Source organism: Nocardiopsis sp. NPDC055551 (assembly GCF_053619415.1).
Map to the genome: position 1 here is coordinate 447,912 of NZ_JBSHJJ010000001.1, position 26,904 is coordinate 474,815.

At 69.3% G+C, this 26,904-nt stretch carries 22 protein-coding genes and 1 pseudogene; 8 read left to right on the forward strand and 15 right to left on the reverse strand.

Annotated elements, in window-relative coordinates:
* Window positions 1-4: 4 nt before the first annotated feature.
* The 3 genes from ACWGSK_RS01800 to ACWGSK_RS01810 all read right to left on the reverse strand — a co-directional run bounded on the left by ACWGSK_RS01800 (window position 5) and on the right by ACWGSK_RS01810 (window position 4,314).
* A complete protein-coding gene (locus ACWGSK_RS01800; protein ID WP_358509569.1) occupies window positions 5-1,003 on the reverse strand; it encodes an iron-siderophore ABC transporter substrate-binding protein in 999 nt (332 codons plus the stop codon).
* A gap of 102 nt (window positions 1,004-1,105) precedes the next feature.
* A complete protein-coding gene (locus ACWGSK_RS01805) occupies window positions 1,106-1,900 on the reverse strand; it encodes an ABC transporter ATP-binding protein (protein ID WP_452454978.1) in 795 nt (264 codons plus the stop codon).
* 11 nt (window positions 1,901-1,911) lie between these two features.
* A complete protein-coding gene (locus ACWGSK_RS01810) occupies window positions 1,912-4,314 on the reverse strand; it encodes an FtsX-like permease family protein (protein ID WP_452454979.1) in 2,403 nt (800 codons plus the stop codon).
* Between the two features lie 374 nt (window positions 4,315-4,688).
* On the opposite strand from ACWGSK_RS01810, the gene ACWGSK_RS01815 reads away from it, so the two are divergent.
* Together ACWGSK_RS01815 and ACWGSK_RS01820 are read left to right on the forward strand one after the other, a co-directional pair.
* Window positions 4,689-6,446, forward strand: coding sequence for an ABC transporter transmembrane domain-containing protein (locus ACWGSK_RS01815; protein ID WP_452454980.1), 1,758 nt, complete (start codon window positions 4,689-4,691; stop codon window positions 6,444-6,446).
* On the forward strand, window positions 6,443-8,251 hold the full coding sequence (locus ACWGSK_RS01820) for an ABC transporter ATP-binding protein (RefSeq protein ID WP_452454981.1): 1,809 nt from the start codon (window positions 6,443-6,445) through the stop codon (window positions 8,249-8,251). The genes ACWGSK_RS01815 and ACWGSK_RS01820 overlap by 4 nt, the downstream gene beginning before the upstream one ends.
* 75 nt (window positions 8,252-8,326) lie before the next feature.
* On the opposite strand, the gene ACWGSK_RS01825 is transcribed toward ACWGSK_RS01820, so the two are convergent.
* Both ACWGSK_RS01825 and ACWGSK_RS01830 read right to left on the reverse strand, forming a co-directional pair.
* A complete protein-coding gene (locus tag ACWGSK_RS01825; protein ID WP_358509580.1) occupies window positions 8,327-8,626 on the reverse strand; it encodes a WhiB family transcriptional regulator in 300 nt (99 codons plus the stop codon).
* A gap of 360 nt (window positions 8,627-8,986) precedes the next feature.
* Window positions 8,987-9,649 carry a histidine phosphatase family protein gene (locus ACWGSK_RS01830; RefSeq protein ID WP_452454982.1) on the reverse strand — a complete coding sequence of 221 codons (663 nt, stop codon included), beginning with the start codon at window positions 9,647-9,649 and terminating at the stop codon, window positions 8,987-8,989.
* Between the two features lie 141 nt (window positions 9,650-9,790).
* Here ACWGSK_RS01830 and ACWGSK_RS01835 point away from each other — a divergent pair, with 141 nt between their 5' ends.
* Both ACWGSK_RS01835 and ACWGSK_RS01840 read left to right on the forward strand, forming a co-directional pair.
* Window positions 9,791-10,474 carry a GntR family transcriptional regulator gene (locus tag ACWGSK_RS01835; RefSeq protein ID WP_452454983.1) on the forward strand — a complete coding sequence of 228 codons (684 nt, stop codon included), beginning with the start codon at window positions 9,791-9,793 and terminating at the stop codon, window positions 10,472-10,474.
* A gap of 80 nt (window positions 10,475-10,554) precedes the next feature.
* Window positions 10,555-11,865, forward strand: a complete 1,311-nt coding sequence (locus ACWGSK_RS01840; protein ID WP_452454984.1) for an MFS transporter — start codon at window positions 10,555-10,557, stop codon at window positions 11,863-11,865.
* 68 nt (window positions 11,866-11,933) lie between these two features.
* Here ACWGSK_RS01840 and ACWGSK_RS01845 read toward each other — a convergent pair whose 3' ends face one another.
* Complete coding sequence (locus ACWGSK_RS01845) at window positions 11,934-13,028, reverse strand: cytochrome P450 family protein (RefSeq protein WP_452454985.1); 1,095 nt, start codon at window positions 13,026-13,028, stop codon at window positions 11,934-11,936.
* Window positions 13,010-14,335: a cytochrome P450 gene (locus ACWGSK_RS01850; RefSeq protein ID WP_452454986.1), complete on the reverse strand. Its 1,326-nt coding sequence runs from the start codon at window positions 14,333-14,335 to the stop codon at window positions 13,010-13,012. The genes ACWGSK_RS01845 and ACWGSK_RS01850 overlap by 19 nt, the downstream gene beginning before the upstream one ends.
* A gap of 209 nt (window positions 14,336-14,544) precedes the next feature.
* Between ACWGSK_RS01850 and ACWGSK_RS01855 the strand changes: the two genes are divergently transcribed.
* Entirely contained in the window at window positions 14,545-15,339 is a 795-nt protein-coding gene (locus tag ACWGSK_RS01855; RefSeq protein WP_452454987.1) for an SAM-dependent methyltransferase, read from the forward strand.
* Window positions 15,340-15,508: 169 nt separating this feature from the next.
* Here ACWGSK_RS01855 and ACWGSK_RS01860 read toward each other — a convergent pair whose 3' ends face one another.
* Both ACWGSK_RS01860 and ACWGSK_RS01865 read right to left on the reverse strand, forming a co-directional pair.
* Entirely contained in the window at window positions 15,509-15,766 is a 258-nt protein-coding gene (locus tag ACWGSK_RS01860; protein ID WP_452454988.1) for a DUF397 domain-containing protein, read from the reverse strand.
* A complete protein-coding gene (locus tag ACWGSK_RS01865) occupies window positions 15,753-16,619 on the reverse strand; it encodes a helix-turn-helix domain-containing protein (RefSeq protein WP_452454989.1) in 867 nt (288 codons plus the stop codon). Before ACWGSK_RS01865 ends, ACWGSK_RS01860 begins: the two co-directional genes overlap by 14 nt.
* A 231-nt stretch (window positions 16,620-16,850) precedes the next feature.
* Here ACWGSK_RS01865 and ACWGSK_RS01870 point away from each other — a divergent pair, with 231 nt between their 5' ends.
* Both ACWGSK_RS01870 and ACWGSK_RS01875 read left to right on the forward strand, forming a co-directional pair.
* On the forward strand, window positions 16,851-17,417 hold the full coding sequence (locus tag ACWGSK_RS01870; RefSeq protein ID WP_452454990.1) for an ATP-binding protein: 567 nt from the start codon (window positions 16,851-16,853) through the stop codon (window positions 17,415-17,417).
* 108 nt (window positions 17,418-17,525) lie between these two features.
* Window positions 17,526-17,966 (forward strand): hypothetical protein, encoded by a 441-nt coding sequence (locus ACWGSK_RS01875; RefSeq protein WP_452454991.1) that lies wholly within the window; start codon window positions 17,526-17,528, stop codon window positions 17,964-17,966.
* Between the two features lie 276 nt (window positions 17,967-18,242).
* Here the strand turns inward: ACWGSK_RS01875 and ACWGSK_RS01880 are convergent.
* The 4 genes and pseudogenes from ACWGSK_RS01880 to ACWGSK_RS01895 all read right to left on the reverse strand — a co-directional run.
* Window positions 18,243-18,443 (reverse strand): annotated as a pseudogene (locus tag ACWGSK_RS01880) (hypothetical protein); the annotation flags it as partial.
* Between the two features lie 75 nt (window positions 18,444-18,518).
* Window positions 18,519-20,483 carry a caspase, EACC1-associated type gene (locus tag ACWGSK_RS01885; protein WP_452454992.1) on the reverse strand — a complete coding sequence of 655 codons (1,965 nt, stop codon included), beginning with the start codon at window positions 20,481-20,483 and terminating at the stop codon, window positions 18,519-18,521.
* Complete coding sequence (locus tag ACWGSK_RS01890) at window positions 20,480-20,872, reverse strand: effector-associated constant component EACC1 (RefSeq protein ID WP_358509611.1); 393 nt, start codon at window positions 20,870-20,872, stop codon at window positions 20,480-20,482. The genes ACWGSK_RS01885 and ACWGSK_RS01890 overlap by 4 nt, the downstream gene beginning before the upstream one ends.
* 320 nt (window positions 20,873-21,192) lie before the next feature.
* Window positions 21,193-21,576 carry a winged helix-turn-helix transcriptional regulator gene (locus tag ACWGSK_RS01895; RefSeq protein ID WP_358509614.1) on the reverse strand — a complete coding sequence of 128 codons (384 nt, stop codon included), beginning with the start codon at window positions 21,574-21,576 and terminating at the stop codon, window positions 21,193-21,195.
* Between the two features lie 113 nt (window positions 21,577-21,689).
* Between ACWGSK_RS01895 and ACWGSK_RS01900 the strand changes: the two genes are divergently transcribed.
* Complete coding sequence (locus ACWGSK_RS01900; protein WP_358509617.1) at window positions 21,690-22,547, forward strand: SDR family oxidoreductase; 858 nt, start codon at window positions 21,690-21,692, stop codon at window positions 22,545-22,547.
* Window positions 22,548-22,604: 57 nt separating this feature from the next.
* On the opposite strand, the gene ACWGSK_RS01905 is transcribed toward ACWGSK_RS01900, so the two are convergent.
* Complete coding sequence (locus ACWGSK_RS01905; RefSeq protein ID WP_452454993.1) at window positions 22,605-25,982, reverse strand: hypothetical protein; 3,378 nt, start codon at window positions 25,980-25,982, stop codon at window positions 22,605-22,607.
* A gap of 161 nt (window positions 25,983-26,143) precedes the next feature.
* A complete protein-coding gene (locus ACWGSK_RS01910) occupies window positions 26,144-26,665 on the reverse strand; it encodes a hypothetical protein (RefSeq protein WP_358509622.1) in 522 nt (173 codons plus the stop codon).
* Between the last annotated feature and the right edge of the window lie 239 nt (window positions 26,666-26,904).

A 26,904-nucleotide genomic window follows, 5' to 3' on the forward strand; every position in this document is an offset into this window, starting at 1 on the left:
GGGATCAGTCCTCCAGGGACTCCTGGATCATCGGGACGACCTCGTCCAGGGCGTGGTGGACGCCCAGGGTGGAACCGCTGGAGAAGGCGTTGGCCAACTGCGGGTCGTCCAGGACGATCAGTCGGCCGTCCTCGGCGGCGGGGATGCCCTGCAGGACCGGGTCCTCGTTGAGGAAGTCGGCGGTGTCACCGATGGGGAAGACCACGGTCAGGTCGGCGTCCAGCTCCTCGACGAGCTCCGAGCTCAGGTCGACGTAGAACGCCCCGTCGGCCATCTCCTCCAGCTCGGGCTTGTACTCGAAGCCCAGCTCGGTGAGCACGTCCACGCGGGTGTCGCCGGGCACGTAGGCGCCGTACTGGCCGTCGAAGTAGGCGCCGACCGCGATGGTCAGGTCCTCGAACTCCGGGTTCTCCTCGCGCAGCTGCGCGAACCGCTCCTCCAGCTCGGTGATGAGTTCCTCGCCCCGCGGCTCCTCGCCCAGGACCTGGGCGACCTGGCGGGTCTGACCCTGCCAGGTGGTGCCGTAGGTGACCTCCACGTCGGAGGGAGGGCCGACCACGGGGGCGACCGGGGAGAGCAGGTCGTAGCGCTCCTGGGAGTTGTCGGATCGGGTGTCGAGGATGACGTCCGGCTCCAGGGAGGCGATGGCCTCCAGGTTCGGTTCCATGGTGCCGACCTCGGCCGGCTCTGAGTCGAGCAGCTCGGCGGCCCAGGGACCCACGTAGGGCGCTCCGTAGGCCTGCCAGTCGGCCACGCCCACCGGCTGCACGCCCAGGGCCAACGCGGTCTCGGCGTCCGACCAGCCCATCGCGACGACGTTCTCGGGATGGTCCTCGATCTCCACGTCACCGAACAGGGTATCGACGGTGACGGGGTATCCCTCGGCGGTGGGGCCGGAGGAATCGGAGGAGTCCGTGCCCCCGCCACCACAGGCGGCGAGCAGGACGGTGGACAGGGCGCCGGCGGCGATCATGCCGACACGAGTGGGCGGACCGGGGATCAATGGAACCTCGCTGAATGGCGTTTAGCTTAGCCTTGCCTAAGCGTGATTTGACCAGGTTATCGCCATTCCGAGGCCTATGTGAACACGGGGTCCACGGCCTGGTCAGAACCCCAGGCCACGCAGCCACGCGATCAGGTCGTCCTCGCGCTCACTCGCCCGTTCCGGACTCCAGGACCCCATCTCACGCGAGTCCACCAAGGCCCCGTCGCGCAGGTAGACCACACGATCCGCCCGCGCCGCGCAGCCCGGGTCGTGCGTGACCATGACCAGCGTCGTTCCCGACCGGTGCACGTCGGTGAGCGCGTCCATCACCTCCTCGGTCATCCCGCTGTTCAGCGCGCCGGTGGGTTCGTCGGCGAACAACAGGGACGGTTCGCACACCAGGGCGCGGCAGATCGAGGCCCGCTGCAACTGGCCGCCGGAGACCTGGGTGATGCCGTGCCGGCGCACGTGTGCGATCCCGAACCGCTCCAGCAGCGCGTCCACGCGGGCGATCGCCCCCTTCTTGTCCTTGGGGGCGGCCTGGAGGGCGGGCAACAGGATGTTGTCGCCGATGTTGAGATTGGCCAGGAAGTGCGCCTGCTGGAAGACGAATCCCATCCGCGTCAACCGGACCCGGCTCATCTCCCGGTCGTCCAGGGACGTCAGGTCCCGCCCCTCCAACAGCACGCTCCCCTCGGTGGGCCGGTCCATGCCGCTGATCGTGTAGAGCAGCGTCGACTTGCCCGAACCCGACGCGCCCATCACGACGAGGAACTCCCCGCTCGCCACGGACAGGTCGACATCGGCGATGACCCGGGTGGGCGGATCGGTGGAGTGGTAGGTCTTGGTCAGGCCCCGAGAGGCCAGCGCGATCCGCGCCCGCTCCATCAAGGGCTCTGTCGTGGGCTGTGTCATGGAAGGGCCTCTCAACCTCGGAGCCACGTGCTCTTGTCCACGCGGCGGAGCGGCGCGGTGAGCGCCACGGCGATCAGGTGTCCGGTGGTGATCAGGGCCAGGGGATAGGCCACGTACACCAGCCACGGGTTCGGCAGGAACTCCAGGTGCGCGAGCCCCAATCCCGCCGCGGACAGCAGCGAACCGACCATGGGTTCCCCGGCCGTGGCCGCGAACACCGTGCCCAGGACGGTGCCGACCACCACGGCGAGGAAGGTCTTGCCGCGCACCTGGGCGATGATCTCCCCGGTGGAGAAGCCGATCGCGGACAGTACGCCCATCCGCGTGCGCTCCCGCGTCAGGCGCAGCCGCAGGAACAGGCCGGTGATGAGCGCCGCGACCCCGAGCGCGAAGACGAAGGAGACCAGGGCGGCGCCCTGCAGGGCGCCGGTCACCTGCGACAGGGTCTGGCGCACGTACTCGCGCATCGGGATCACCGTGGCGGTGTCGAAGCGTTCGTCGTACTCCGTCGCGATCGTGGCGGCGTCGGTACCCGGGACCGTGTTCGCGTAGACCATGTGGCCCGCCGCCCCGGTGGCCTCCTCACCATGGGCCTTGGCGGTGAACCCTCCGCTGGTGACGTCCTGGTATACGCCGCTGACGGTGAGCGTGGTCTCCTCCCCACCTCGGCGCACGGCCAACCCGTCACCGATCGAGAGCCCGTACGCGTCCGCGTTCAGCACCGACAGGGCGATCTCGCCGGGGCCGGGGCTCCCGCCGCGCGCGTACGCGATCGCGTCGGGGTCGTGCTCGCCCACCTCCACCCGCAGGGTCTCCCACCCCTCCTCGCCCTCGGCCTCGTACAACAGGGTGGAGAAGGCGCGCACGTCGGTCAGTCGTTCGTCCTCGCGCATGCTCCTCAGCAGTTCGTCGCGGACCTCGTCGACGTCCTCGGAGAAGAGCAGGTCGGCGCGCAGGTCGCTCTCCGCGGCCCCCATATAGGTGACGAAGCGAGGGCTCTCGAAGGTGCCGAGCAGGTTGGCGGGCAGCGTCATCAACACGGTGGCCAGGAAGAACACGAGGGGGAGCAGTACCCACTGGCCGGCCTCGGCGCGCAGGTCCAGCAGGGCCAGACGGCCGTTCACCCCCAGCCCACGGGTCGAGGCGAGGGCGGTGCCGCGCACCCGTCGCGCCCGCCTCCGGTCCCGGCGCGCGGCCCGTTCCTCGTCCAGGACACTGCCATGGACCAGGGCGCCCACGACCTCGATTCGACGCACCCGGCGCAGGACGGCACGGCACAGCAGTAGGACGAACGCGTACACCAGGGCGAGCGCGGCCACCGGCGCCACGAACGAGGCGAGGCCCAGCGGCGCGTCGGCGTAGTCCACCCGCGCGCCCCGTGTGAGCAGACCCGTGGCCACGATCGCCGACAGACCTCCGAGGACACACGCCAGGGCGGTCAGGACGCCGTACTTGGTCAGGTACAGCCCGGAGATCGCCCGATCGGGCAGACCGATGGCCTTCATCGCGCCGATCTCGCGGACCTCGTCCTCCAAGGTCCCGCGGATCACGAAGCGCACGTTGAGCAGCGCGATCACGATGAGCAGCAGACTCACGAACACCAGCGCCACGGCGACCAGTCCGTCGCCGAACGCGTTGACCAGGCGGATCATCTGGTAGGTGACGGCCTGTCCGTTCTTGGGCAGCGCCTCATCGGCCTCATAGGCACGCTGGAGGTCGGCGGCCGAACCGGCGTCGTTCAGTCGGTACTCGACGATGCTCTCGGGGGCGCCGCCGCCCGCGTCCTCCAGAGTCTCGAAGTCGGCCTCGGAGACCACGAATCGGGTCGCCGAGGACAATGACGAGGCCATCTGCGCGTCGCGCACGAACCCGGCCACGCGCAGCTCCAGGGAACCGGAGTCGGTGGCGATCCGGAGCACGTCGCCGACCCGCAGGTCGAAGGCGGTGCGGTGGGCCACCGGGAGGTAGGTCTCGCCGGGGGAGGGGTGCGGGGCGGCGCCGGTCTCGTCCAGGAGGAGGTCGAACTCCTCGTTCTGGGTCGTGAAGAGTTGGTCGATGAGGCTGTCGGAGAGGTCGCCGGACTCACCGGTGGGGGAGCGCTCCCAGGACAGGGCCGCGCCGTCGAATCCGACCGCCTCGACGACATGCCAGGCCTCGATCTCCGGGTGCCGGCCGGCGAAGCGCTCCAGTGCGTCGGTGTCGATGTCGCCGACGTGCATCTGCAGGAAGTGGGGCGGTCTGGCCTGCTCGAAGAGTTCGTCGACCGACCCGAGCATGCGCTCCATGACCATGGCGCCGGTGGCCATGAGGAACGCGCTGAGCGTCAGGACCACCAGGAGCGCCAGGTGCACGCCCTTGTTCCCGGTCAGGTCGTTGTACGCGTAGCGCAGATATAAGGAGCCCTTCGTCTCCACCGTGATCTCCCTGCCTCGTCCGGCCGCTGGAGTACCGGTCCGTGGGTTCCGGGAAGGGAACCCGTCCGATCAACGTAGGCCGATGCGAGGGTCGGGCGCATCGGGGGAGGACCCCGCACTGTGACGGAGACAACCCCGATTATACCGAGGGTCCGTGCCCTGGTAAGGGTCCGGGGCCAGGCGGCTTCCCGGGCACGTCGACACCCACCGTGAGTGAGGTTAGGCTTACCGATGGTCTGCCGGGAGAAGCGGGCATACGGCGTCGAATCGCACATCCCATGGTCGGGTGTGCCACCCGACCCGGCTACCCTGCCCGAGGATCGACCACCCCGGGCGGCCACCGAGAAAACGACGATCAGGGACGACGGACGAACATGACCACAGCCGAGGGACGGGCCGCTCCCGAACCCGCCTCCCCCACCTCATCCGCACCCGTCCCCACCAGCGCGTCCGCCCTACGTTCACGCTCCCTGCGCCGGCATCGCGGCCGCATCACCCTCGGCGTCGCCCTGCTGTCCACGCACCAACTGTGCGAGGTGCTCGTCCCCGTCGTCATCGGCCTCACCATCGACACGGCCGTCGCCACCGGCGACATCACCGCCCTGCTGTGGTGCGTGTCCGGGCTGATCCTGCTCTTCACCTGCCTGGCCCTGGCCTACCGCACCGGCGCCCGCCTCACCCTGGGCGTCGTCGAACGCGAGGCCCACCTGCTGCGCCTGGAATCGGCCCGCCGCGTCCTGCATCCGCGAGGACAACGCAGCGGTCTGCGCTCCGGCGAACTACTGTCCGTGGCCACCTCCGACGCCGAACAGGCCGCCACCTACGCCCGCGCCTGGGCCGCGGGCATCGCCCAGGTCACCGCGATCGTGGTCACCACCATCGTGCTGCTCACCATCAACGTCCCGCTCGGTCTCGGAGTGCTCCTGGGCCTGCCCCTGATGCTCCTGCTGCTGCGTGTGCCCGCCGCACGCATCGCCCGACGCACCGAGGCCAAGCAGGCCACCGCCGCGCGCGCCACCGCCATGGCCACCGACCTGGTCGGCGGCCTGCGCGTGCTCATGGGCATCGGTGCCCGCCACAACGCCTCCCTGCGCTACGGCCGGTCCAGCGACCGCGCCCTGACCGCGTCGGTCGGCGCCGCCGCCAGCAACGGCGTCTACAAGGGACTGGTCACCGCGTCGGGCGCCGTCTTCCTGGCCTGCGTGGCCGGTGCCTCCGGATGGATGGCCCTCCAAGGACACCTCACCATCGGCGAACTCATCATCGTCGTGGGCCTGGCCCAGTTCCTCGCCGAACCCATCCAGGGGTTGGGGATGGTCGGCCAGATGTTCGCCATCGCCCGAGCCTCCGCTCGACGCCTGGTGCGGCTGCTCAACGCCCCCGACGCCGTCACCCCCGGCGAGCGAGACCTGCCCCAAGGCCCGCCCGAACACGAACCCCTGGTCGAACTCCGCGCGGTCGGCCACCGCACCCTGGACGGCGTCGACCTCACCCTGCGCCCCGGCGAGTTCCTCGGCGTGCTCGCCACCGACCCCCGCGACGCCGAGGCCCTCGTCGACCTCCTGGCCGGTCGCGCCGCCGACGCCCGCGGAACCACCCTGGTCGCCGGTGTCCCCCTCGCCGAACTCGACCTTGCCTCCCTGCGCGGTACCGTCCTGGTCGAGGAACACGGCAGCTTCCTGTTCGAGGGCACCCTGCGCTCCAACCTGACCACCGGCGACCTCGACGAGGACCACCTGCTCACCGCACTCGACGCGGCCGCCGCCGGTGAACTCGTCACCGGCCACCTCGACGGCCTCGACCGTCCCATCACCGACCGCGCCGGCAACCTCTCCGGCGGCCAACGCCAACGCGTGGCCCTGGCCCGCGCGCTGGCCGCCGCCCCGCCCGTGCTCGTCCTGCACGACCCCACCACCGCGGTCGACGCCGTCACCGAGGAGGCCATCGCCCAGGGCACCGCCGCGCTGCGCGCCGCCCACGGCGGCGGCACCATCGTCATCGCGAGCAGCCCGGCGCTGCTCGCCCGCGCCGACCGCGTCCTGGTCCTGCGCGAGGGTCGCGTGCGCGCGCAGGACACCCACATCCGACTGGCCGAGGACGACCCCCACTACCGCGAGGCGGTCCTGCGTTGAGCACCGAAACCATCCACCACGAGGTCGAGGACCCCCTCGAAGGCCCCCGAACCCCGACCGCGACCACCGAACTGCTGCCCACGGCCACGGCCCGCCGCACCTGGGCGGTGTTCCTCCAAGGGCTGCGCGCCCGCCCCGGAACCTCCGCCCTGGCGCTGCTCACCGTCCTTGCCGGCAGCGCCGCCGGACTCGTCGCCCCCTGGGTACTGGGCGGCATGGTCGACGACATCAACGACGGCGCCGGGGCCGAGGCCATCCTGCGCTCGGCCGCGCTCATCGCCGCCGCCGCGGCCATCGGTGGCGTCCTCGTCGGACTGGGGGCCTGGCAGGTCAGCCGGCTCGGCGAGACCATCCTGGCCCGCCTGCGCGAACGCGTCATGCGCCGCGTCCTGCACATGCCCGCCGTCCGTCTGGAACGCGTGCGCATCGGGGACCTGCTCTCCCGCGTGGGCGACGACGTCGCCGTGGTCACCAACGCCATCGCCCGCAACGGTCCGGAGGTCGTCACCGCCCTGGCCACCGTCGTGCTCACCACCGCGGGCATGGCCGCCCTGGACTGGCGTCTGGGCCTGGCCGGACTGGCCGCCCTGCCGTTCTACGTGTGGGCGGTGCGCTGGTACATGCCGCTCTCGGGCCCCTTCTACGCCCGCGAACGCGTGGCCATGGGCGAGCGTTCGCACGCCATGATGGGCGCCCTACGCGGACGCGACACCGTGCGCGCCTACCGGCTGGAGGCCGAACACGAGGAACGCATCGCCGACCGTTCGCTGAGCGCCATGCGGCTCACCCTGGACGTGTTCCGCCTGTTCACCAGGCTCGGAGCCCGCATGAACGGCTCCGAACTGGTCGGCCTGGGCACCGTGCTCGTCGTCGGGTTCTGGTTGGTGCGCGGTGACCTGGCCACAGTCGGGATGGTCACCGCCGCCGCCCTGTACTTCCACCGGCTGTTCGGACCCGTCGGGTTCCTGGTGATGACCTTCAACGACGTCCAGCAGGCGGGGGCGAGCCTGGCCCGCCTGGCCGGGGTGGTGGACCTGCCGGAGGCGGAGGACCCCGGTGCCGAGGAGGGGCCGGCCGGGTCGTCCTTGCACGTGGACGCGGTGAGCCACGTCTACGCCACCGACGCGCCCAAGGCCCTGGACCGGGTCTCGCTCACCGTCGCCCCGGGCGAGCGCGTCGCCCTGGTGGGGGCCAGCGGCGCCGGAAAGACCACCCTGGCCGCCGTGGTCAGTGGCCTGCGCACACCCACTTCGGGCACCGTGTACCTGGGCGGGATCCCCCTGGAGGAGATGGGGGAGCGGCGGGTGCGCGAGCACGTGTTCCTGGTCAGCCAGGAGACGCACGTGTTCGCCGGAACCCTCCTGGAGGACCTGCGCCTGGTCCGGGCCGAGGCCACCGCCACCGAGATCGAGGAGGCGTTGGAGACGGTGGGCGCCCTGGACTGGGTGCGCGCCCTGCCCGAGGGGATCGACACCGTGGTGGGCGAGGGCGGACACGCCCTCACCGCCGAGCAGGCCCAGCACCTGGCCCTGGCCCGGTTGGCGCTGGCCGACCCGGACCTGGCGGTACTGGACGAGGCCACCGCCGAGGCCGGCAGCTCCGGCGCCCGTCGACTGGAGGAGGCCGCCGTGGCCGCCACCAAGGGCCGCACCACCCTGGTGGTCGCCCACCGGCTCACCCAGGCGGCCACCGCCGACCGGGTGGTCGTCATGGACCAGGGCCGGATCGTGGAGCAGGGGCCGCACGAGGAACTGGTCGCCCTGGAGGGCCGCTACGCACGTCTTTGGCGCAGCTGGCAACGCTGACCCGTGTCGATACCGCTCCGGCCTCGCGCTCAACCGAGCGCGGGGCCGGAGCGTGGGGTAAGACCCTCCAAGGACTCAGGCGGCGTTGGCGCGGCGCAGACGACGGCGACGCTCGGAGGTGCGCTCGTCCTCGTTCTGGCCGCCCCAGGTGCCGTACTTCTCCGGGCGTGAGACCGCGTGGTCCAGACAGGAGGTGCGCACCGGGCACCCCGCGCAGACCTGCTTGGCCCGGCGCTCACGCATCTCGCGCTGTGGCCAGGACTCCTCTTCGGGACCGAAGAAGAGCGCGAGGTCCTCGCCTCGGCAGGCTGCGGCGTCCTGCCACCCCCAGCTCGGGGTCGGGAGCAACGCGGAACGACGACGGGGCCGGGACATGTGGGAACCACCTTTTCGAACAACACAGGCCAAGAGGGCGATTACGGGTCACCGATGGCTGATCGCCGTGCGCGATCGCCAATACGCCGAAGGACGGCCTACGGCGCGGATATCGTGCGATGTGCGGGTGCGGAGAAGGGCGACCGCTGTGGCAGGTGCGGTCGGCGGGGATTTCTCACGCGAATCGGCGGCGGAAGTGGTGACGGCTTCCGCCCGCCTCGTGCCCGTCATCATGCCACCATTGCTTCGTGCTGTCCGGTCAATGCGCGATGGGTCGACCGAACGTTATGGAAATCTGACCTCGTGTGTCGAGCGCGCGGTGACGAGTCGTATCAGGTCGACCGTTCCGGTCGATCGGGCTCAGGCGCTGACGGCCTCGCCGGTCGGGTCGCTGCCGTCCTGGTTCAGCAGGTGGGCGCCGCCGACCGGGCCGCTGCTCCAACCGAGAAGGCGCCAACCCGAGTCGGGGTCGCCCTCGATCTCGACCAGGCCGGTGTTGGCCAGCGGGGTGCGCGCGACCGAGGTGACGTCGACCTCGGCGACGCGTGCGCAGGCCCAGGAGCGGATCGCGGCGCCGTGGGAGACCACGACGACGTCCTCCCACCCCTGCTCGGCGATTCGACGCACCGCCTCGTCGTAGCGGTCGAAGAAGGCGCGCCCGTCCGAACCACCCGGCATACGCAGATCCACGTCGCCGCGGGCCCAGGCGAACACCGTGTCCACGTAGGTCCGGTGCGCCGCCGGATCCGCGCCCATCTCCAGTGCACCGGCCTCGACCTCGCTCACCCCCTCCATGATCACGGCCTCCTTGCCGAAGGCGTCGACCAGGGGAGCCGCGGTGAGGTGGGTGCGCAGCAGCGGAGAGACCACGAGCGCGTCGATCTCGCGTTCCTGGAGCGCGTTGGGCACCGCGGCGGCCTGGCGGTGGCCCAGGGTCGTGAGTCCGGGCCCCGGGGCGAGCGTGTCGAGGAGACCGGCGACGTTCGAGGGGGTCTGACCGTGACGAAGAAGGGAAAGGCGCATGCCCCCATGGTCGGCCATCGGCGCCGCGAAACCCGAGTGCGGGTGAGGTGGGTTTGGTCTCAGCCGTACGGTATCGATTCCACGGCCGGAAGCTCCTGGTGTACGACTAGTATCTATGTTGTATCCAACCTGGGAGGTCTCGTGAGCGCGAGTGGTGTCGAAGGGCAAGGGCCGGTGGTCGGAGCGGCCACCACCCCCGAATCGGCGGCCGGGAGGGCCTACACCGTGGTCCGCGACCGGATCCTCGACGGGGAGTACGAGGACGGCGGCATGCTCAGTGAAGGAGGGATCGCCACGGAACTGGGGATGAGCCGGACCCCGGTGCGCGAGGCCTTCCTGCAACTCCAGGCCGAGGGCTGGATGCGCCTGTACCCCAAACGCGGCGCCATGGTCCGGCCGGTGCCGCCGCACGAGTTCCGCGAGGTGCTCCAGGCGCGCCAGATCATCGAGTCCGCCGCGGTCCGGAGCGTGTGCGCGTCCAAGAGCGGTTCCAAGCGCCTGGTGCGACGCCTGCGCGAGGTGACCGAAGCGCAAAGGCGTGCCTGGGAGACGGACGACCTCGCCGCCTTCACCCGCGCCGACGTCGAGTTCCACCGGGAGGTGGTCGCGGCCGGCGGAAACTCGATCCTCCAGAACTTCTACCAACTCCTCCAGGACCGCCACCGGCGGATGACCACGCAGTCGATCAGCGATGACACCGACCGGGCGGAACTCGTGCTCGCCCAGCACGCCGGGCTGACGGAGCTCATCGAGGCGGGCGACGCCGAGGGGTTCGCCCAGGCCACCGCCGAGCACCTGAACGACATCCACGGTTCCACCGTGTGACCCCCGCCCCCTGAACCCTCGGACACGAATCCGACCCCGACCCCCTCCCTGACCCCGAAACGCAGGAGGAAACAGCGACCATGGCCACGATCGAGGCCCACAGACCCCGGCCCGCACGCGATCGAAGGAACGCGGACGGGACCGCCCGACGTCGACTTCCCGGGTGGCTCGCCGCCTGCGGGATGCTCGTCGCCGTCGCCTGGGGCGGCAACGAGTTCACGCCGCTGCTGGTCATGTACCGCCTCGACAGCGGCATGAGCGTGCAGGTCGTGAACATCCTGCTCGGCGCCTACGTGCTGGGGATCGTGCCCGCGCTACTGGTCGGTGGCCCGCTGTCCGACCGTTACGGGCGCCGCCCCCTCATGACCCCGGCACCGATCCTGTGCGTGATCGGCAGCGCCCTGCTGGCCTCGGGCCCTGACTCGGTGGCCCTGCTGTTCGCCGGACGCGTGTTCTCGGGACTGGCGCTCGGCCTGGTGATGGCGGTGGGCACGAGCTGGGTCAAGGAACTGTCCCAGGCGCCGTTCGACCCCGAGGCGTCGGCGGGGGCCGGGGCGGTCCGGGCCTCGCTCTCGTTGACCCTCGGGTTCCTGTTGGGGGCCGTGGCCGCCGCCGCCATCGCCCAGTTCTCCCCGTTGTCGGCCGTCCTGCCGTACGTGGTCAACATCGTGCTCACCGTGATCCTGGCGGTGGTCATGCTGGGCGCCCCCGAGACCCACTCTCCACGGGCGCGTGGAGACGGTGCCGCTTCGGGGCGTCTCCTGGACGACATGCTGGTCCCGGCCGCGCTGCATCGCCGGTTCCTACTGGTGGTCGTGCCCATGGCACCGTGGGTCTTCGGCGCCTCGGCCACCGCCTACGCGGTCCTGCCCAACCTGGTCGTCCACCGGGTGCCCGGCTACGAGGTCGGCTTCTCTGGACTGCTGTGCCTGGTGGCGTTGGCCTGCGGTGTCCTCAGCCAGCAGGCGGCCAAGTGGGTGGACAGCCCGCACTCCTCCCGGGCGGTCGTGCTCGCCCTGGGACTGACCGCGCTCGGCATGGCCCTGGCCGTTCGGGCGGCGAGCACCCTGACCGTCCCGATGGCGCTGGTGGCCGCCGCGGTGCTCGGCGCCGCCTACGGACTGCTGCTGGTCTCCGGTCTCCAAGAGGTCCAGCGCATCGCGGGGCCCGACCGGTTGGCCGGGCTCACCGCCGTCTATTACTCGCTCGCCTACCTGGGCTTCTTCGTCCCCGCGGTGCTGGCGGGGCTGGCCCGCCGGTTCGACTACCCGACCATGTTCGCGGTCGGGGTCGCGCTCGCAATCCTGAGCGTCGTGGTGGTGGCGTTGTCGTGGCGCCGCCACCTGCCCACCGCGCTCGACCCGGTGGACCTTCGAACGTCCCGGGTCTGACCCGGTCGGGTGTGGACGACCCCGGGCCGATGGACACATGGTCGCGTCCCCGGCCCAGGGCCGGGGGTTCAGGAGGTGCGGACGGGCAGGACGGACCAACCACTGGCCACGATGGAGGGCTCGCGCACGGCCTCCCCGGACAAGGCCAGACCGGGGAAGCGCTCGAAGAGCATCTCCAGGGCGGTCGTCCCCTCCAGACGGGCCAGACCCGCGCCCAGGCAGAAGTGCGGCCCGTAGGAGAACGCCAGGTGGCCGCGCTGCTCGCGGGTCAGGTCGAACCCCTCGGCGTCGGCACCGTGGTGCTTCGGGTCACGCCCGGCCGGGCCGAAGCCCATGAGCAGGGCCTCCCCGGCCGGCACGGTGACGCCGCCCAGGGTGACCTCCTCGGCGGTGTAGCGCAGCGGCAGGTACTGGATGCTCGCGTCCCAGCGCAGGGTCTCCTCCACCACGTCCGACCACGAGGCCCGGCCGGAGCGGACCAGTTCCAGCTGGTCGGGGTGGGTGAGCAGCGCGTGCACGGAGTTGCCGATGAGGTTCATCGTGGTCTCGTAGCCCGCGCCGATCATCAAGATGAGCGTCCACACCAGTTCGCTCTGGGAGAGCCGCTCCTCGCCCTCGGCCCGCGCCGCCAACAGGGCGCTGGTCAGGTCGTCACCGGGGTTCTTCGCCTTGGCCGCGGCCAGGTCGGCCAGGAACGTCTGCATCTCGCCGTGGAGGCGGACGGCCTCTTCGGGGGTGGTGCTCGCGTCGAAGACCGTGTGCATCATCCGGTGCAGGACGTCCCGGTGCTCGGGGGCCACCCCGAACAGTTCGGAGATGACGGTGATGGGCAGTGGTAGGGCCAGTGCCTCCTTCAGGTCCACCGTCTCCGTCCCGGCCGCCGTGATCTCCTCCAACAGCTCGGAGGTGATCTCCCGGACCCGAGGCCGCAGCGCCTCCACCCGGCGCGGGGTGAACGCCTGAGAGACCAGTGTGCGCAACCGGCGGTGCCGGTCACCGTCGGCGGTGAGCATGTTGTCGGGCGCCACCCACGACACCAGCGGCCAGTCCATGGGGATCTCGCCGTCGTTCCACGCCCGCCAGTGCCGCAGCTCCTTGCGCACCCCGGGGTGGGCGAGCGCCTCGGTCAGCACCGCGTGGTCGGTCACCGCCCGAACAACCACCCCACCAACGATCTCCACCTCGACGACGGGTCCGAGCTCGCGGAGGCGGGCGGCCTGTCGGGGGAGGTCCTGGGGGAGGAGGACGGGGCGCTGTTCTGCCATGACGGGGTTCCCTTCGAAATGCCGGGTGTGAAGGTGACGGGCAGGGTGGACAGGGCTCGGGCGAACGGCGAGACCCGCCAGTGCGGGGTCGGATCGCTCGGCCGGAGTCGGGGCAGGCGCTGGACCAGTGACTGGACGGCGACCTCGGCGATGGCCTGGCCGAACCCGCGCGCGGGGCAGCGGTGCGGACCCACACCGAAGGCCAGGTGGGCACGGTTGTGCCGTTCGACGTCATCGGAGGCGCCGGCCATCGCGTGGTGCGCCGCGGCGTAACCGAGCAGGATCGGTTCTCCGGCCCTGATCACGCCGCCGCGCTCGACGGGAACGTCCCGGGTCGGGTACAGCACCGGGTAGTTGGTGATCGGTGGTTCGCGCCACAGCACCTGGTCCACGAGCTCGGCCACACCGACCCGGGTGCCGCCGAGGGCACTCGCGGTCTCGGGGTCGGTGAGCAGGACGTGCACGCTGGAGGCGACGAGGTTGGCGGTGGGTTCGGCGCCCGCACCGAAGGTCACCACCATCTGGTGCAGGATCTCCTCGTCGGAGAGCCCCGCCCGGTGCTGGAGAAGCCACGTGGTGATGTCCTCGCCGGGTTCGGCGTGCTTGGCGGAGACGGCGTCGGACAGGGCCCGCTCGTACTCCTGGTTGGCGCGCAGGACGTCGGTCCCGTCCCACAGTTCGCTGATGGAGGTGAGGACCCGTTCGGCCACGTCCCTGGAGAAACCGAACAGGTCGGCCATCACCATGAGGGGCAGCATCCGGGTGTACTCGGCGACCAGGTCGGCCTCGCCCCGTTCGACGAAGGCGTCGATGAGCGCGTCGGCGTGTCGTCGCGTGACGTCACCGACTCGGCTCTCGGGCACTCGCCCCAGGGAGTCCACCACGACCCGCTTGAGCCTGGCATGCTCCTCGCCGTCGGCGTACAACAGGTTGGGGCGGTGGGCCATCATCGCGGCGACGGGGGAGTCGTCGGGGACGCGGCCTTCCCTCCAGTCGCGCCAGAGCCGTGAATCGCGGCGGAAGGTCCGGGTGTCGCGGCACCAGGCCGTGATGGTGGCGTAGTCGGTGACGATCCATGCGTTGACGCCGGGGGCGATCTCCGCGGGATGAACGCCGCCGTGCTCAGTGGTCAGGTGACGGTGGATCGTGTGGGGGGCGGCGTGGTACTCGGGATCGAACAATCGAGCGTGGGGGCAGGTGGTCACACGTGTCCTGAACTACGTGGGCGGCTGGTGGGCGGGACAAGTGTAAAGGGAGTTTCGGGATTTTTGTCCCATCCCGCGGGTGGTCCCGGAACCGGACACCACCCGTTCCGTTCGATGCGTTGGAATCCCTTGCGGCGTAGGGGTTTGCGTGTGGTGCAGGGTCCGTAGGATCGGAACATCCATGACACGCCGACCGACGATGGGACGCGATGAACGAAAAGGACACGGACATCGACACCACGGTTCCGCATTCGGCCCGGGTGTGGAACTACTGGCTCGGAGGTAAGGACAACTATCCGGTCGACCAAGAAGCGGGGGACCGGTTCCTGAAGGTCTTCCCCGGTATCGCTCGCATGGCGCGCTCCTCACGGTCCTTCCAAGGGCGCGCCGTCCGTCACCTCGCCGGTGAGCGCGGTATTCGCCAGTTCCTGGACGTGGGTACCGGGCTTCCCACCGCCGAGAACACCCACGAGGTGGCCCAGGCGGTGGCTCCGGACGCCCGGATCGTCTACGTGGACAACGACCCGCTCGTCCTCACCCACGCGCGCGCCCTGCTGACCAGCACGCCCCAAGGGCGGACCTGGTACGTGCACGAGGACCTGTACAAGCCCGAAGCCATCCTCGAACAGGCCGGACGACTGCTGGACCTGGAACGGCCGGTGGGCCTGATGCTGATGGGGGTCCTGGGGCACGTCCAGGAGTACGACGAGGCCGTCTCCATCGTGCGCCGGCTCTTGGCGGGCCTGCCCCCGGGCAGTCACCTCACCATCAGCGAGGGCAGCAACGTGCACAGCCAGGAGAACGTTCAGGCCCAAGACGAGTACAACGAGGGCGGCGCGGTCCCCTACATCCCGCGCAGCCCCGAACAGATCGCCGGGTACCTGGAGGGTCTGGAACTCCTCGATCCGGGCGTGGTCTCGGTGACCCGCTGGCGGCCCGCCCTCACCGGCGAAGAGGAGCCGGTCGAGGTCGACCAGTACGGGGGCGTGGGCCGCAAGGTCTGACCGCTGTTCGGGGAGGGGGACGACCCGGCGGGGGTTCCGTCCTAGCGGTGGCCGGCTCTGGCGCCCTTTGGCGACGACCTTGCTCGTAGCGCCCATTTGGGCGCCCGAATGGGCGCTACAAGCAAGATCATCGCAGTTCAGAGCCGGATGTGGGCGGGGTCAGGCCGGGTCAGGACTGAGGGGCGCGGGCGGTGGTGAGGAAGGCGTCCCACTCGGAGGAAGAGAAGGGGATGTGGCCGTTGGCGGGGTGCTTGGAGTCGCGGATGACTGCGCCGCAGGGGAGTTCGGCCACCTCGACGCAGTTCTGGCCAGCGCCGCTGTAGCTGCTCTTTTGGAATTTGGTGGGGGTGTGTGCAACCTCTACGCACTCCGCGCGGTCGCCGCTGTAGCTGGACTTGAAGAAGGTCAGATCGTCAGTCGTGGACATGCTGTGTGTACGACTCCAGGGTCTGCTGTAGGAACTGAATACTCTCCGCTGGGCGGTGAGCGGCTGCGTTCAGGTTAGAGAAGATCGTTACATATCGCTGTACTGAGGCACTCTCTTGGACAAAGAGGCTGTCCGTCGAGGTCTCGGTGTAGACGATGCTCGGATCGGGCTCGCTAGGGAAGTCCAGGAGAAAGAACGACCCGGATAGCGCTGCATGCATACCAGCCTGAAACGGCAAGACCTGGATGTTCACGTTATGACGCATCGCCATGTTGATCAGGTGCTGAAGTTGTTCCTGCATCACGGACAGGTCGCTCACCTGCCGGTGGAAGGCTGCTTCGTCGATCACCGCCCACAGGTGTAGCGGATTGTGTCTGGAGAGAACGTGCTGACGCTGGATACGAGCGTCGACATGGCGCCTGACTTCTTCATCTGTGTAGGTACCTCCGCCACGGAAGACGGCTTCAGCGTAGTCCGGCGTCTGAAGCAGGCCGGGGATGACCTGGCACTGATACATGCGGATCATCGAAGCCTCAACCTCGAAGTCTGGCAGGGCGTTACCGCCGAACACATCCTTGTACTTTGACCACCAGCCCTTCTCCTTCGACTCCTGAGCCAGTTCTTGGAGGGCGGCGCGTATGTCAGCGGAAGCTCCATAAAGCTCAGCGAGTGCATCGATGTCGCGGGGCTTGACGCGGCGGGCTTCAGCGGACTCGATGTTGCTCAGTGTGGAGGGAGGGACGGAAGCTTCCTTGGCGGCTGCGGAGAGTTGGAGGCCGCGATCCTCTCTCAAGCGGCGGAGCTCCCGGGCGAGCCTTCGTCGTCGCACGGTGGGACTGATCGGATGGTTCATGGGGGAAGCCTATCCAGAAAGTTTTCGTATATCGAGTTTTGACATTGACAGCATGTATATCGCGCTTCATGATGGGGGTGTAGTCAGTGACGGGTGTATCACTCAGGGTTCATCTGTCCAGGCTATGCCTTGCCCGTTCCGCGCATCACGGCCTCCGTGAGACTCCTCCAACGGGCGCTTCGCACGATCCCCCGACTCATGTGTCCAGCCATGCCAAGGAGTGTGTTCGTCATGCCCGAAACCGTCTTCGCGCCCACCGCCCCGGTCCCGGTTCGGGGAGAAGCCACGGTGCCGTTGGCCAGCTTCATCCGGCCCTTCCAGCGCCACTACTTCTCCGGTCTCCCGGAGCGTCCCAACTACCGGGCGCGCAGCTACGACTTCGCCGGCGTCCCTGCCCTTATGCCGCTGGTGCGGGCGTTCCTGGACACCTGCGCAGCCACCGAAACAGGCGACTACCGGTACCTGTTCACCCTGCTGGGCAGCGAACTCGCCAACAACGCGCTCCGCCACAGCCTCTCCGGGCAACCCGGCGGCACCTACACCCTGCGGGTGCACCGCGACAAGGAAGGACTGCGCCTGGCCTGCCGCGACCGAGGCGGACTGTGCACCCGTAACACCCGCCTCATCCCGAACCCGGGCGGCCTGAACCTGGGAGCCGAATCCGGGCGCGGTTTGGCGATGGTCGATGCCTTGGCCACCACCTGGGGCGACAACGGCAACGCCGAGTACCGCACCGTCTGGCTCTACCTGGCCTACGACCTGACCGCCGGCGGCTGGAACACCGCCGCCCACAACTGATCGACGTGTCGCAGACATGAGACGGGCCCAGGAGAGCGCGCCAACGCTCTTCCGGGCCCTGAACCCCCGAACACCCAAACGTTGCATAGTAAGGAAAACGAGGATCTGATGAACCACTCTATCCCCGCACCCCGTCGCCCCGTGGACACCCGCCCCACCCACTCCACCGGCACGACCTTCACCCCCACCCCACCGCGCCCGACACCCACCACCGGCCCGGCCTGCGCTACCTGTACCCACCGCACCTGCCGCACCCAACGCGCCCGCACCCTGCCCCGCCTGGGCGGACACCGCTCCGAGTACGCCCGCGAACACGCCCAAGCCGCTCAGATCCAGGCCCAGAACAGCCACCTGCTCATCTACTTCGGCGAAGCCACCCAGTCCTTCTGGATCGCCACCCCCTCCGGCCTGGCCGAGGTGCCCGACGCCGCGACCCTCGCCCGACTTCTGACCCCCGAACCCGAACCGGAACCGCACCCCGAACCGACCCCGTTCCTACGGCCCTACCTGAATCCGACGAACCCGAACCTGAACCCGGTCCTGATCTGACCCTCCCCGTACCCAGGCCGGGCGATGCCGGCGCGCATCACCTGGCCTGTGGACAACCCGGGGCACCCCGTTGTGCCGGCTACCATCTCGCACCCTGAATCAGGGTGCCGTCAGAAGCAGCCCAGATATGGGACGACCTCACGAGGCCAACAGCAGGCGGCCCTGATCTCGCGGTGGTTTCGTGATGCCACGGCCATCGATGCTCTGTCCAGGGACAACCACATCTCCCAAGCCACCGGCTACCGCTGGATCGTTGATGGAGGTTTGGTGTCCTGGTCAGTCGTCGTAGGCGATCAGCGACCGCTTGACCGGGGCACCGGTCAGCCAGTTGTGCCAGATCGATGCGTTTAGCGCGCAGATTTTCTGGCACACCCGGGCCCACAACCCCTCGGTGGTCCGGGCACGGTGCCGCTCCAGGCCGAGCTGGTCCTTCAACGTCTAGATGATCGCCTCGATGCACTGGCGTAGCCAACCGGGAACCCCCCGAAGGGACCTGACCACGTTTCCTCTCCGGCCCCAGAACCCGGTCACCTACCCGAAGGGCTTTCGGGATCAGCCAAGACTGACGGCGAGCGAGTAGAGGCGGGTCGTCTGAGCGTCGCGCCCGTTGTTGTCGGAGACGAGATAGAGGGTGCGCCGGCCCTTGTACGGCCCTTCCTCCACCTCAGGGCCCAGAGCCATGCCCTCGACGTTGTCCAGGATCTGGTTCGGCTGGGTCTGCTTGGAGACGATATCGCCCTCGGGGCAGTCAGCCATGTCGAAGAGGAGTTTCTTCTGCGTGAGTAGGTCGACGGTGTCCTTGCGCAGAGCCATGCCGGTCACGTCTGGTGACTCGCCGAGGTCCACTTCATAGACGCGGATGCTACTCCCAAGCCCGGTGAGGTGGCCACGTTCGAGGGCGAGCAGGCGGTTCTCGTTGATCGCGACCAGCTCCACGAGATAGAGGCCCACTTCTGTCCGGTATCCGTACTGGCTGTCGAGCTCGTATTCGCCTCCGGGCTCACCCCGATAGCGCTGGATCCGTAGTTGGTGGCGTCCGTGTACGTCTTCGTCACTGAGTAGTGGGCCCTCCAAAGCCGTGTACAGGTAGTTCCCGTCGGGGGTAACGGTGAGGGATTCGAGATTGCGCCCGCGCTGCGCTTCTCCATCCGGGGCGGGACGGAAACTTTCTGGGAGAGGGAGCTGGTCGCCGATCTGCTTGCCGTCATCGATCCCGAACCGGCGGATGGAGGGTTGGCCCTCCGCGGCGACCAGGATGGTTTCGCCGCCATTTTCGATGACCAACCCCTCGCCGTCGAATTCGTCGAACTGCTCGCCGTCCGGCCCGTACAGCGCCGTCATGCCGGTGACAGTGGGCTCCAGGTCCTCTGCGTCTCCGAGTGTGAGGGTGAAGAACTGGGCGGGCTCATTGTCGCGGAGGACGAGTGCCTGGGAGTCGTCCCCTGTGAGGGCGAGGGCGGAGAGGCCTGCGACCGGACTCCCCATGTACTCGTTCTGGGGTGGCTGATCGAGTTCATCCGAGACAGCGAGGAGTTGTGCCCGACCCTCCTCATCACAGGGGCCGGGGATCGGTGCGGTACCGGAGAGCGGATCGTTCCATTCGCGCACTTGATAGCCGCTCACAACCCCAAGAGCGAGACCGAGGAGCAAGGCGGTGGTGGCTGCGATGAACATCGTGCGGCGTGACGCGGTCGCGGCGGGCTGCGGGCCGGGAGGCGGGTTCTGCCGGTTGCGGACGAAGAATAGGTTTCCAACACCGTTCTCATCCAGTCGTTGTGGCTCAGGAAGGCCTTTCTTGAGCAGTCTCCTTTTGAGCAGGGCATAGACCTGGTTGAGAGTGAGTAGTTCTTCTTGCCTGACCTCAGGATCACCGTGGGCGAGAACATCGATGAGTGCCCCGGTGAAGGCGGTGTGTACAGATCGCGGAGGAGCCTCGGCCTTCTCCTTGTCAGTGGTGGAGGTCAGTACGTAAGAACCTTCGATCTCGACCTGCCGTTTGTCCGGAACGGTCGTTCCGGCGCCGGCCATCGCTCCGTCCAGCGCTTTGCCGCTGTAGCAGCAGTCAAGGATCACGATTCGCCGTTTGACGCTTTCTCTGGAATCCCTGAGAATCTCGCGGAGTACCCCATATGCGAGCGAGGTTTCCCTGTGACCGTGCACCGAAGTCGTGAGTGTCAGAAAGAGTTGGTCGTCACCGAACTCCAAGAGACCGTGTCCGGCGTAGTAGACAAGTAAGGTGTCTTCGGCCTGCTCTGCGGCTTCACGCACGGGACCGGTCAGATCGCCCGCTCGGGAGGGGTTCCGCACCACCCAGATCCGATCATTGGGGATTCCCCAGATGTCCGGGTCCGTCAAGATGCCTTTGAGGTCATCCAGATTCCGTTCCACGGACCTCAGGATCGGCAGATCCTGATAGTCATCGACTCCGATCAGGATGCACGCCGACCGTGTCGGATCCAGCCGACCTGGCCCGTTCTCCGCCGTGTCCAGCGGCTCCGAGGGCGTCTGTGCCGTCATTCCTCTTCCTCCCCTTCCTCCCCGGGGTCGTCCTCCTCGCTCAGTTCTTCGAGGGCACGTAGAACCGTGGACATGTCACGGAGCTCTACCTCGGTGAGGGTGATCTTGATGTCACCTCGCTCAAGCGTGAACGAGCAACGCGAGGGGTAGGCGCGGCGCCAGGACGCGATCGCCACGGCGAGCGCACCGTATTGGGCCACGGCGTCGAAGGCGAACTGGACAATTTCAAAGGTACCGCCCATGGTGTCCGGTCGTTCGGGGGTTTCGACCGTTTGTTCCATCGCGATGCCCGCGGTGCGCAGTTCTCCCCCCTTCGCCTTCAACCAACGATGTAGCGATGTGAGCTCGGTGATGTTGTTCGGACCGTGAACTGACAGTTGGACGTTCATGCCGTACCCCATGGATTCTGGTTCGGTGCTGAGTGTCTACATCGCTGGTCTGAGCTGGACCAGGGCCGAAAGTGGGAGGGCTGAGGTGGAAGCTGCCGGAACCGATGGCTACCTTCACAACGAAGGAGGCCGTACCTACGTTCCCTGACTCCAGGATACGGAGAAACAACGCGGGAATCGGATCCTTCATGAAGGAGAGTGATAGAAATTGGCGTGCGGCTGTTTTGGTTCTATTGTTTGAGTGCTTCTTGGGGTCCGTAACGGAAGGAGTGGTCCGAAAAATCTCTTGTGAGTCAGGGGGCTCATGTGTAAGCCGTTGTTCACTCCTCCCGCTGCTCGGAGTACTCGCCCGCCCATTCCAGGAGGGGGATGAGCAACGCGGTCACCTCTTCGCCGGGGGCGGTCAGTCCGTACTCCACGTAGGGCGGGACCACCGGGCGCGAGTCACGATGGACCAGGCCGTCCGCCTCCAGGGTGCGCAGCGTCTGGGCGAGCATCTTCTCGCTGATGACGGCGATGCCGTGGCGCAGTTCGCTCCACCGGCGCGGCCCCTCGGACAGGGCGACCAGGACCAGCAGCCCCCACTTGCCGGTGACGTCGCGGATCAGGGCGCGGGAGGGGCAGTCGCTGCTCAGGATGGGGCCCCCGATCAGGGGAAGCGCGCGCCGGCCCACGGCCTCTTCTTCGGTTTCCGTTCGACTCATGATCACAACTTACCAAAAGGTGCGTACCCCACCCAAGGAATGTGGTGTCGGCCGGTGCCGTTGTCGATCGACAGGACACACCGTCCCCAACCGTCACAGAACAGAGGAACAGCATGTCCGTCGTCGTCACCGGTGCCACCGGCCACCTGGGCCGCCTCGTCGTCGAATCCCTCCTGGAGCGCGGCCTGCCCGCGGGTGAGATCACCGCGACCGGCCGTGACACCACCAAGCTGGCCGACCTGGCCGAGCTCGGTGTCGCCACCGCGCGCGCCGACTTCGAGGACCCCGCCTCCCTGCGCGCCGCCTTCGCCGGGGCCGACACCCTCCTACTGGTCTCCGGCAGCGAGGTCGGCGAGCGCGCCCGCCAGCATCGCAACGCCATCGAGGCCGCCAAGGAGGCCGCTGTGGGCCACATCGCCTACACCAGCGTCCTTCGGGCCGACCGGAGCGCACTGTCCCTGGCCCCCGAACACAAGGCGACCGAGCAGATCCTCGCCGAGTCCGGTCTGCCCCACACGCTGCTCCGCAACGGCTTCTACAGCGAGGTCTACGTCAATCAGTTGGAGCAGGCGCGCGAGCACGGTGCCGTGGTCGGCAGCGCGGGTGAGGGACTCCTGTCCAGTGCCTCGCGGGCGGATTACGCCGAGGCCGCCGCCGTGGTCCTGCTCGACCCCGCCGCGCACGCCGGCGCCGTATACGAGCTGGCCGGTGACCAGGCCTGGACCTACACCGACCTGGCGGCGGCCATCGGGGAGGTCCTGGGTCGTGAGGTCGCCTACAACGACCTGAACGAGGAGCAACACCGCAAGGTGCTCACCGGAGCGGGCCTGGACGAGGCCACGGCGGAGTTCGTCGTCGGCCTGGACACCTCCGCCCGGGAGGGTGAGCTGTACGGCGAGCCGGGCCATCTGTCCAAGCTGATCGGCCGGCCCACCACCCCGATCGTGGACACCCTGCGCGCCGGCGCCTGATCCACGTCGGCCTGACCGGGGCCGCCCAGGAACGACGTCCTTCCGGAGCGGCCCCGGTCAGGCGGGGGAGGGGACCTCGGTGCGGGAGCGGTGGAGTTCCAACAGGAGCCGGGTGGTGTCGGCGTCGCGCTCGACCCCCGGGCGCCCCCGTCCCCGCAGCAGGTCGATGGCCTCCTCCACCCGTCCCGACTCGGCCAGGTGGCGGGCCAGACGTCGTCGGGCCCTGGCGTCATCGCGGGCCAGGCGTCGCAACCGGTGCACCCGCCCCAGGCGCGCGTAGGCGTCGGCCAGCGCGGCGCCGATCTCCTCGGCACGGTGATCGAAGCCCAGTTCGAGGGTGCGCAGCGCGCGATCGGGGTGCCCATCGGCCGTCTGGGCGTCGGCCAGGGTCAACGCCGCGCCCGCGTCACCCTGCTTGGCGCGCCGCTCCAACTCCTGCCACCGGCCCAGGTCGCACAGGACCACGGCGAGCCGGCGCCCGGCCCACTCGCGCCCACGGTCGGCCTGACGACGCAGCTCCGGTAAGGCCGCCTCCGGCCTGCCATCGCCCAGGTGCAGATCGATGATCTTGGCGTCGATGCTCCACAGGTGCGTGCCGACCTGTTCGCGGTGCCGGTCCTTGATCTCCTCCAAAACCTGGACGGCCTTCTCGGTGTCGCCCGCGCGGGCGTACAGGTCGGCCTGGCCCAGGAACGCCCAACAGTGCTCCCTGACCTGGTAGGACTCCAGGACCCGGGCGGCGCCGGCCAGGTCCCCGCGGGCGATGAGCGCCGGGGCCAGACGCTGGGCCGACCACCAGTCACCCCGCTCCGCACGGGCGGTTAACGCCGACAGGTTCCCCTCCTTGGCGAGCGAGGACGCCAACCGTTCCGAACTCCACCAGTCGCCCTCGGCCGCACGTACGGCCAGCCCCTCCAGGTCGCCGCGCTCGGCCAGCAGCGCCGCCAGGTTGTGCGCGGCGTGCCAGCGGGGCGCGTCGGCCAGGGCCGAGGTTCCCAACCGCTCCAGCGCGTGCGCGGCGGTCCACAGGGCTCCGTCCGGCACATGGTGCAGGGTCGGCAGCCGCGCGACCTGGGCGGCCGGGTCCTCCCACCCGCCGCGGTCGGCCATGGTGGCCAGTTCCCCGGTGGCGCCACAGGCGGACAGGGCGTCGGCCAGCCGTTCGGTGACGGTGTGGTCGCCGGTGGCCGCCAGCAGGCGCACCTGGTCGAGTTCGCCACGTTCGACGAGGTCGTCGGCCCACCGAATGCGTGCCGGGCGACTGCCGCCGCGCGCCAGTTCGCACAGCCGTTCGTGGTCGCCGCCTTCGGTGAGCACGTCGGCCAACCTGACCTCGGCGGTGGAGCTCTCCCGTTCGGTGACCAGCCGATGCAGCGCGTCCACGTCACCGCGTTCGGCGTACAACTCGACGAGGTTGTGCAGCTCCACGCTCTCGTCCAGGCGCCGCCCCTGGGGGTCGCCGCCCTGCCCCGCCGCCCCGTACAGGCTCTGGACCTGGGAGGTGAGCCGGGCGATCTCGACGTCGTCGGCGAGGTGGTCGCGAACCAGGGGGTGATGGAACCACCAGGTCGACCCGTGTCCGCGCACCAGGCCGGCGTCGCGCAGTCGGTCGACGAAGAGGTCCAGCCGTCGGGGCAGCCGTCCCCTCGCGGCCAGGAGCAGGTGGCTCACCCGGAAGCGGAACCAGGGCCACAGCCCGAACGGGTGGGCACAGGTGAGCGCGCACACCAGGAACGCCGAACAGGCGACCGACAGGGGACCGGCCACGCTCGGGACGGCCCAGGCGGCGACCGCGAAGCACACCCCGCCGAACAGACCGAACCCGAGACCGAGCCGCAGGGCGGCGGCCGGCGCGTCGCCGGGACCGACGTCGATCGGAGGACCGTTGCGGGGCCGGTTCAGCAGGCCCTGGACGAACCCGAGCACGACACCGAACAGGGCACCCAGCAGCGGCCCCATCGTCCCGCCGACCACCGCGACGCCGACGAGGGTTCCGTACGTCAGGGCCGAGAGCGCGTGCGCGGGGCGATCCCACTCCATCCCCCGGGTGTTGTCCTTCGGATGCCCCTCGGTGCACAGGTCGGTGTTGCGCCACAACGGGGAGAACACGCCAAGGGCACTGAGAACGAGGAGCGCGGCCAGCGCGAGCGGAGACTCGGGGGAGGCGCCGACGGCGCCCGTGCCCAGGACCGGGGCGGCGAGCGCGGCGATGGTCACCGCCGTCAGGGCGGGCAGCAGGGCGTGGGTGAACCACCGGGGCACCAGCCCGACGTGCATGCGCCACCAGTGGAAGCGCTGCCGCCCGGTGAAGTACAGGTGGTAGGCCAGGTGCGCCGCCCACCCGCGGGCGCGCCCCGGGTCGATGTCGTCGTCATCGAAGGCCTGTCGGAGGCGTTCGTGGACCAGGTGGCGCAGCGGGGAGGAGCGTTCGGCGACCTCCGCCAGTTCGGCCGGTTCGGTGCCCGGTGAGCGATGGACGACGCGGGCCAGGTCCAGGGCCAGGGGCGAGCGCAACGCGTGGGCGAGGGGGCCGCGGCGGTGGTGTTCGAGCCGCTCCACGACCGGTGCCCACCGGGGCTCGTCGACGGCGATGCCCGGGGCGGGTTCGGTGTCGATGAGGAGGTCGAGCGCTTCGGAGGGCTCGACCGGGGCGAGCGTGATCCGGGCGAAGCCGGGCAACGCGTGGGGCGAGAGCCGTTCGAGGGCCGCGAACTCCCGTGTACGACAGGTGAGGACCACAGGGGCGCCGAGGGCGCCGAAATCCTCGATCGCGGCCAGGGCGGTGGGACGCCAGGCCGGTCGGACCCGGTCCAGTCCGTCCAGAACCACGAGGACGCGCCCTTGGTGGATGAGCGTGTGGAGTTCCCGCTCCGAGGGCGGATCGGTGCCGGGATGGAGCCCGCGACGGGTGGTCCGGGCGGCGTGCAGGGCCACGTCCTCGTTTGCCTCGGGGTTCCAGACACCCAGGTCCAGGACGAGCGCGTGCCGTTCGGGGTCGCGTCGGGCGAGCCGTCGGGCCAGGGTGGTGGCCAGGTAGGACTTGCCGGAGGCGGGTTCGCCCAGCACGAGCAGGTGGGGACGATCGAGGTCCTCGAACACGGCGTCGATGTCGTGGAGGGAACCCTCGCGGGCGGATTCGTCCGGAGAGGTGAAGACGGAACGGAGCGGGTGGGCCGGTGCGGGCCCGGGATGGTGCGGCCCGAGGCCTTCCGGCTCTCGTGGGCGGTCGTCGGTATCGGCACCGGCCCGCGGCGACCGGCGCGGGCCCACGACGGCCCAGGCCGTGTAGGCCGCCACCGCGGCCGCGGCGACCCACACGGCGGGTTCGCCACCGGGTGTGATGGCCTCCCCCTCCAAGAGGAAGGGGCCGGCCGTGAGGACACCCGCGAGGATCGCGCCGAAGGCGATCCGGGTCTTCTTCCCCGCTTCGCGCATGGGGCACATTATGTACCGATCGAGGCGACCCTATCGGGGTGGTTCCGATTATTGGTCGCACAATCGCGACCTAGCGTGGTGCGGAGGTCATGGGTGGGACTTCTGGGGCGCGAGTTCCCTTTTCGGCGGTGGACGATGCTTCGTCCGAGGACGTTTCGGACTCAGCACTCCGGTGGAAAGTCGTCGGGGCTGATGACGGTTCCCTCGTCGCTTTCGTGGGTGCCCAGGAGCACCCCGTCCTCGGCGGCCAGGGTGTCGGTGTCGAAGCGCAGGGACGCGATGTCGTTCTCCCGGTCGTCCTCCGCCCCCTTCGCCGAGGTCACGCCCAAGGTGTACTCGGTGTCCGCGCCCTCGGGGACGACCCGGTAGGCGGGAGCCCCTGATTCGTCGGTGATGTCCCAGGCCTCGCCGGGGGCGGACAGGTCCACCTCCACCGGGCTCTCCGAGAACTCCTCGTTGGCGGTCAGCCGCCACCGGTGATCCTCCGAGGACAGGTCGATGCGCGCGGGAGGGCTCTCCCCGCACCAATCGATCAGGATGACGGGGAAGTGGTGGCGGGCGGAGAAGTGGCCGGTGGCCACGGCCCCCACGGCACCGCCGTCGGCGCCGCACGAGGTCAGCAGCAGGGCGGTCAGCGGCAGGGCGGCCAGTCGTGGTGTGGTGGCTCTGTCGATGGCGGACATGCCGCGATTGTGCCAAGGTTCGTGCCCCCGAGGTGGGCCGGTTCCGGCGCGCGGTGCCGCCCTCGCGAGGGAGAGCACAGGTCAGGGTGGGCCTGGGTGCCGTTCGTGATGTGGGGTCGGCTTCGGCGTGTCTTCCGGAGACCTTCCCGGCCATGCCCTTCCGTGTGCCCGGGGAAGACGTGAACGAGAAAAGGATATTCGGTATTTTGTGGGTCGAATGTCCAATAATTCGGACTGAG

Coding starts and splice junctions, on each gene's coding strand:
- ACWGSK_RS01855 (WP_452454987.1), top strand. CDS start 14,545: ATGAACGAAAAGGACACGGACATCGACACCACGGTTCCGCATTCGGCC.
- ACWGSK_RS01815 (WP_452454980.1), top strand. CDS start 4,689: ATGACCACAGCCGAGGGACGGGCCGCTCCCGAACCCGCCTCCCCCACC.
- ACWGSK_RS01830 (WP_452454982.1), bottom strand. CDS start 9,649: ATGCGCCTTTCCCTTCTTCGTCACGGTCAGACCCCCTCGAACGTCGCC.
- ACWGSK_RS01805 (WP_452454978.1), bottom strand. CDS start 1,900: ATGACACAGCCCACGACAGAGCCCTTGATGGAGCGGGCGCGGATCGCG.
- ACWGSK_RS01840 (WP_452454984.1), top strand. CDS start 10,555: ATGGCCACGATCGAGGCCCACAGACCCCGGCCCGCACGCGATCGAAGG.
- ACWGSK_RS01895 (WP_358509614.1), bottom strand. CDS start 21,576: ATGAGTCGAACGGAAACCGAAGAAGAGGCCGTGGGCCGGCGCGCGCTT.
- ACWGSK_RS01865 (WP_452454989.1), bottom strand. CDS start 16,619: ATGAACCATCCGATCAGTCCCACCGTGCGACGACGAAGGCTCGCCCGG.
- ACWGSK_RS01910 (WP_358509622.1), bottom strand. CDS start 26,665: ATGTCCGCCATCGACAGAGCCACCACACCACGACTGGCCGCCCTGCCG.
- ACWGSK_RS01875 (WP_452454991.1), top strand. CDS start 17,526: ATGAACCACTCTATCCCCGCACCCCGTCGCCCCGTGGACACCCGCCCC.
- ACWGSK_RS01885 (WP_452454992.1), bottom strand. CDS start 20,483: ATGACGGCACAGACGCCCTCGGAGCCGCTGGACACGGCGGAGAACGGG.
- ACWGSK_RS01825 (WP_358509580.1), bottom strand. CDS start 8,626: ATGTCCCGGCCCCGTCGTCGTTCCGCGTTGCTCCCGACCCCGAGCTGG.
- ACWGSK_RS01860 (WP_452454988.1), bottom strand. CDS start 15,766: ATGTCCACGACTGACGATCTGACCTTCTTCAAGTCCAGCTACAGCGGC.
- ACWGSK_RS01870 (WP_452454990.1), top strand. CDS start 16,851: ATGCCCGAAACCGTCTTCGCGCCCACCGCCCCGGTCCCGGTTCGGGGA.
- ACWGSK_RS01890 (WP_358509611.1), bottom strand. CDS start 20,872: ATGAACGTCCAACTGTCAGTTCACGGTCCGAACAACATCACCGAGCTC.
- ACWGSK_RS01900 (WP_358509617.1), top strand. CDS start 21,690: ATGTCCGTCGTCGTCACCGGTGCCACCGGCCACCTGGGCCGCCTCGTC.
- ACWGSK_RS01905 (WP_452454993.1), bottom strand. CDS start 25,982: ATGCGCGAAGCGGGGAAGAAGACCCGGATCGCCTTCGGCGCGATCCTC.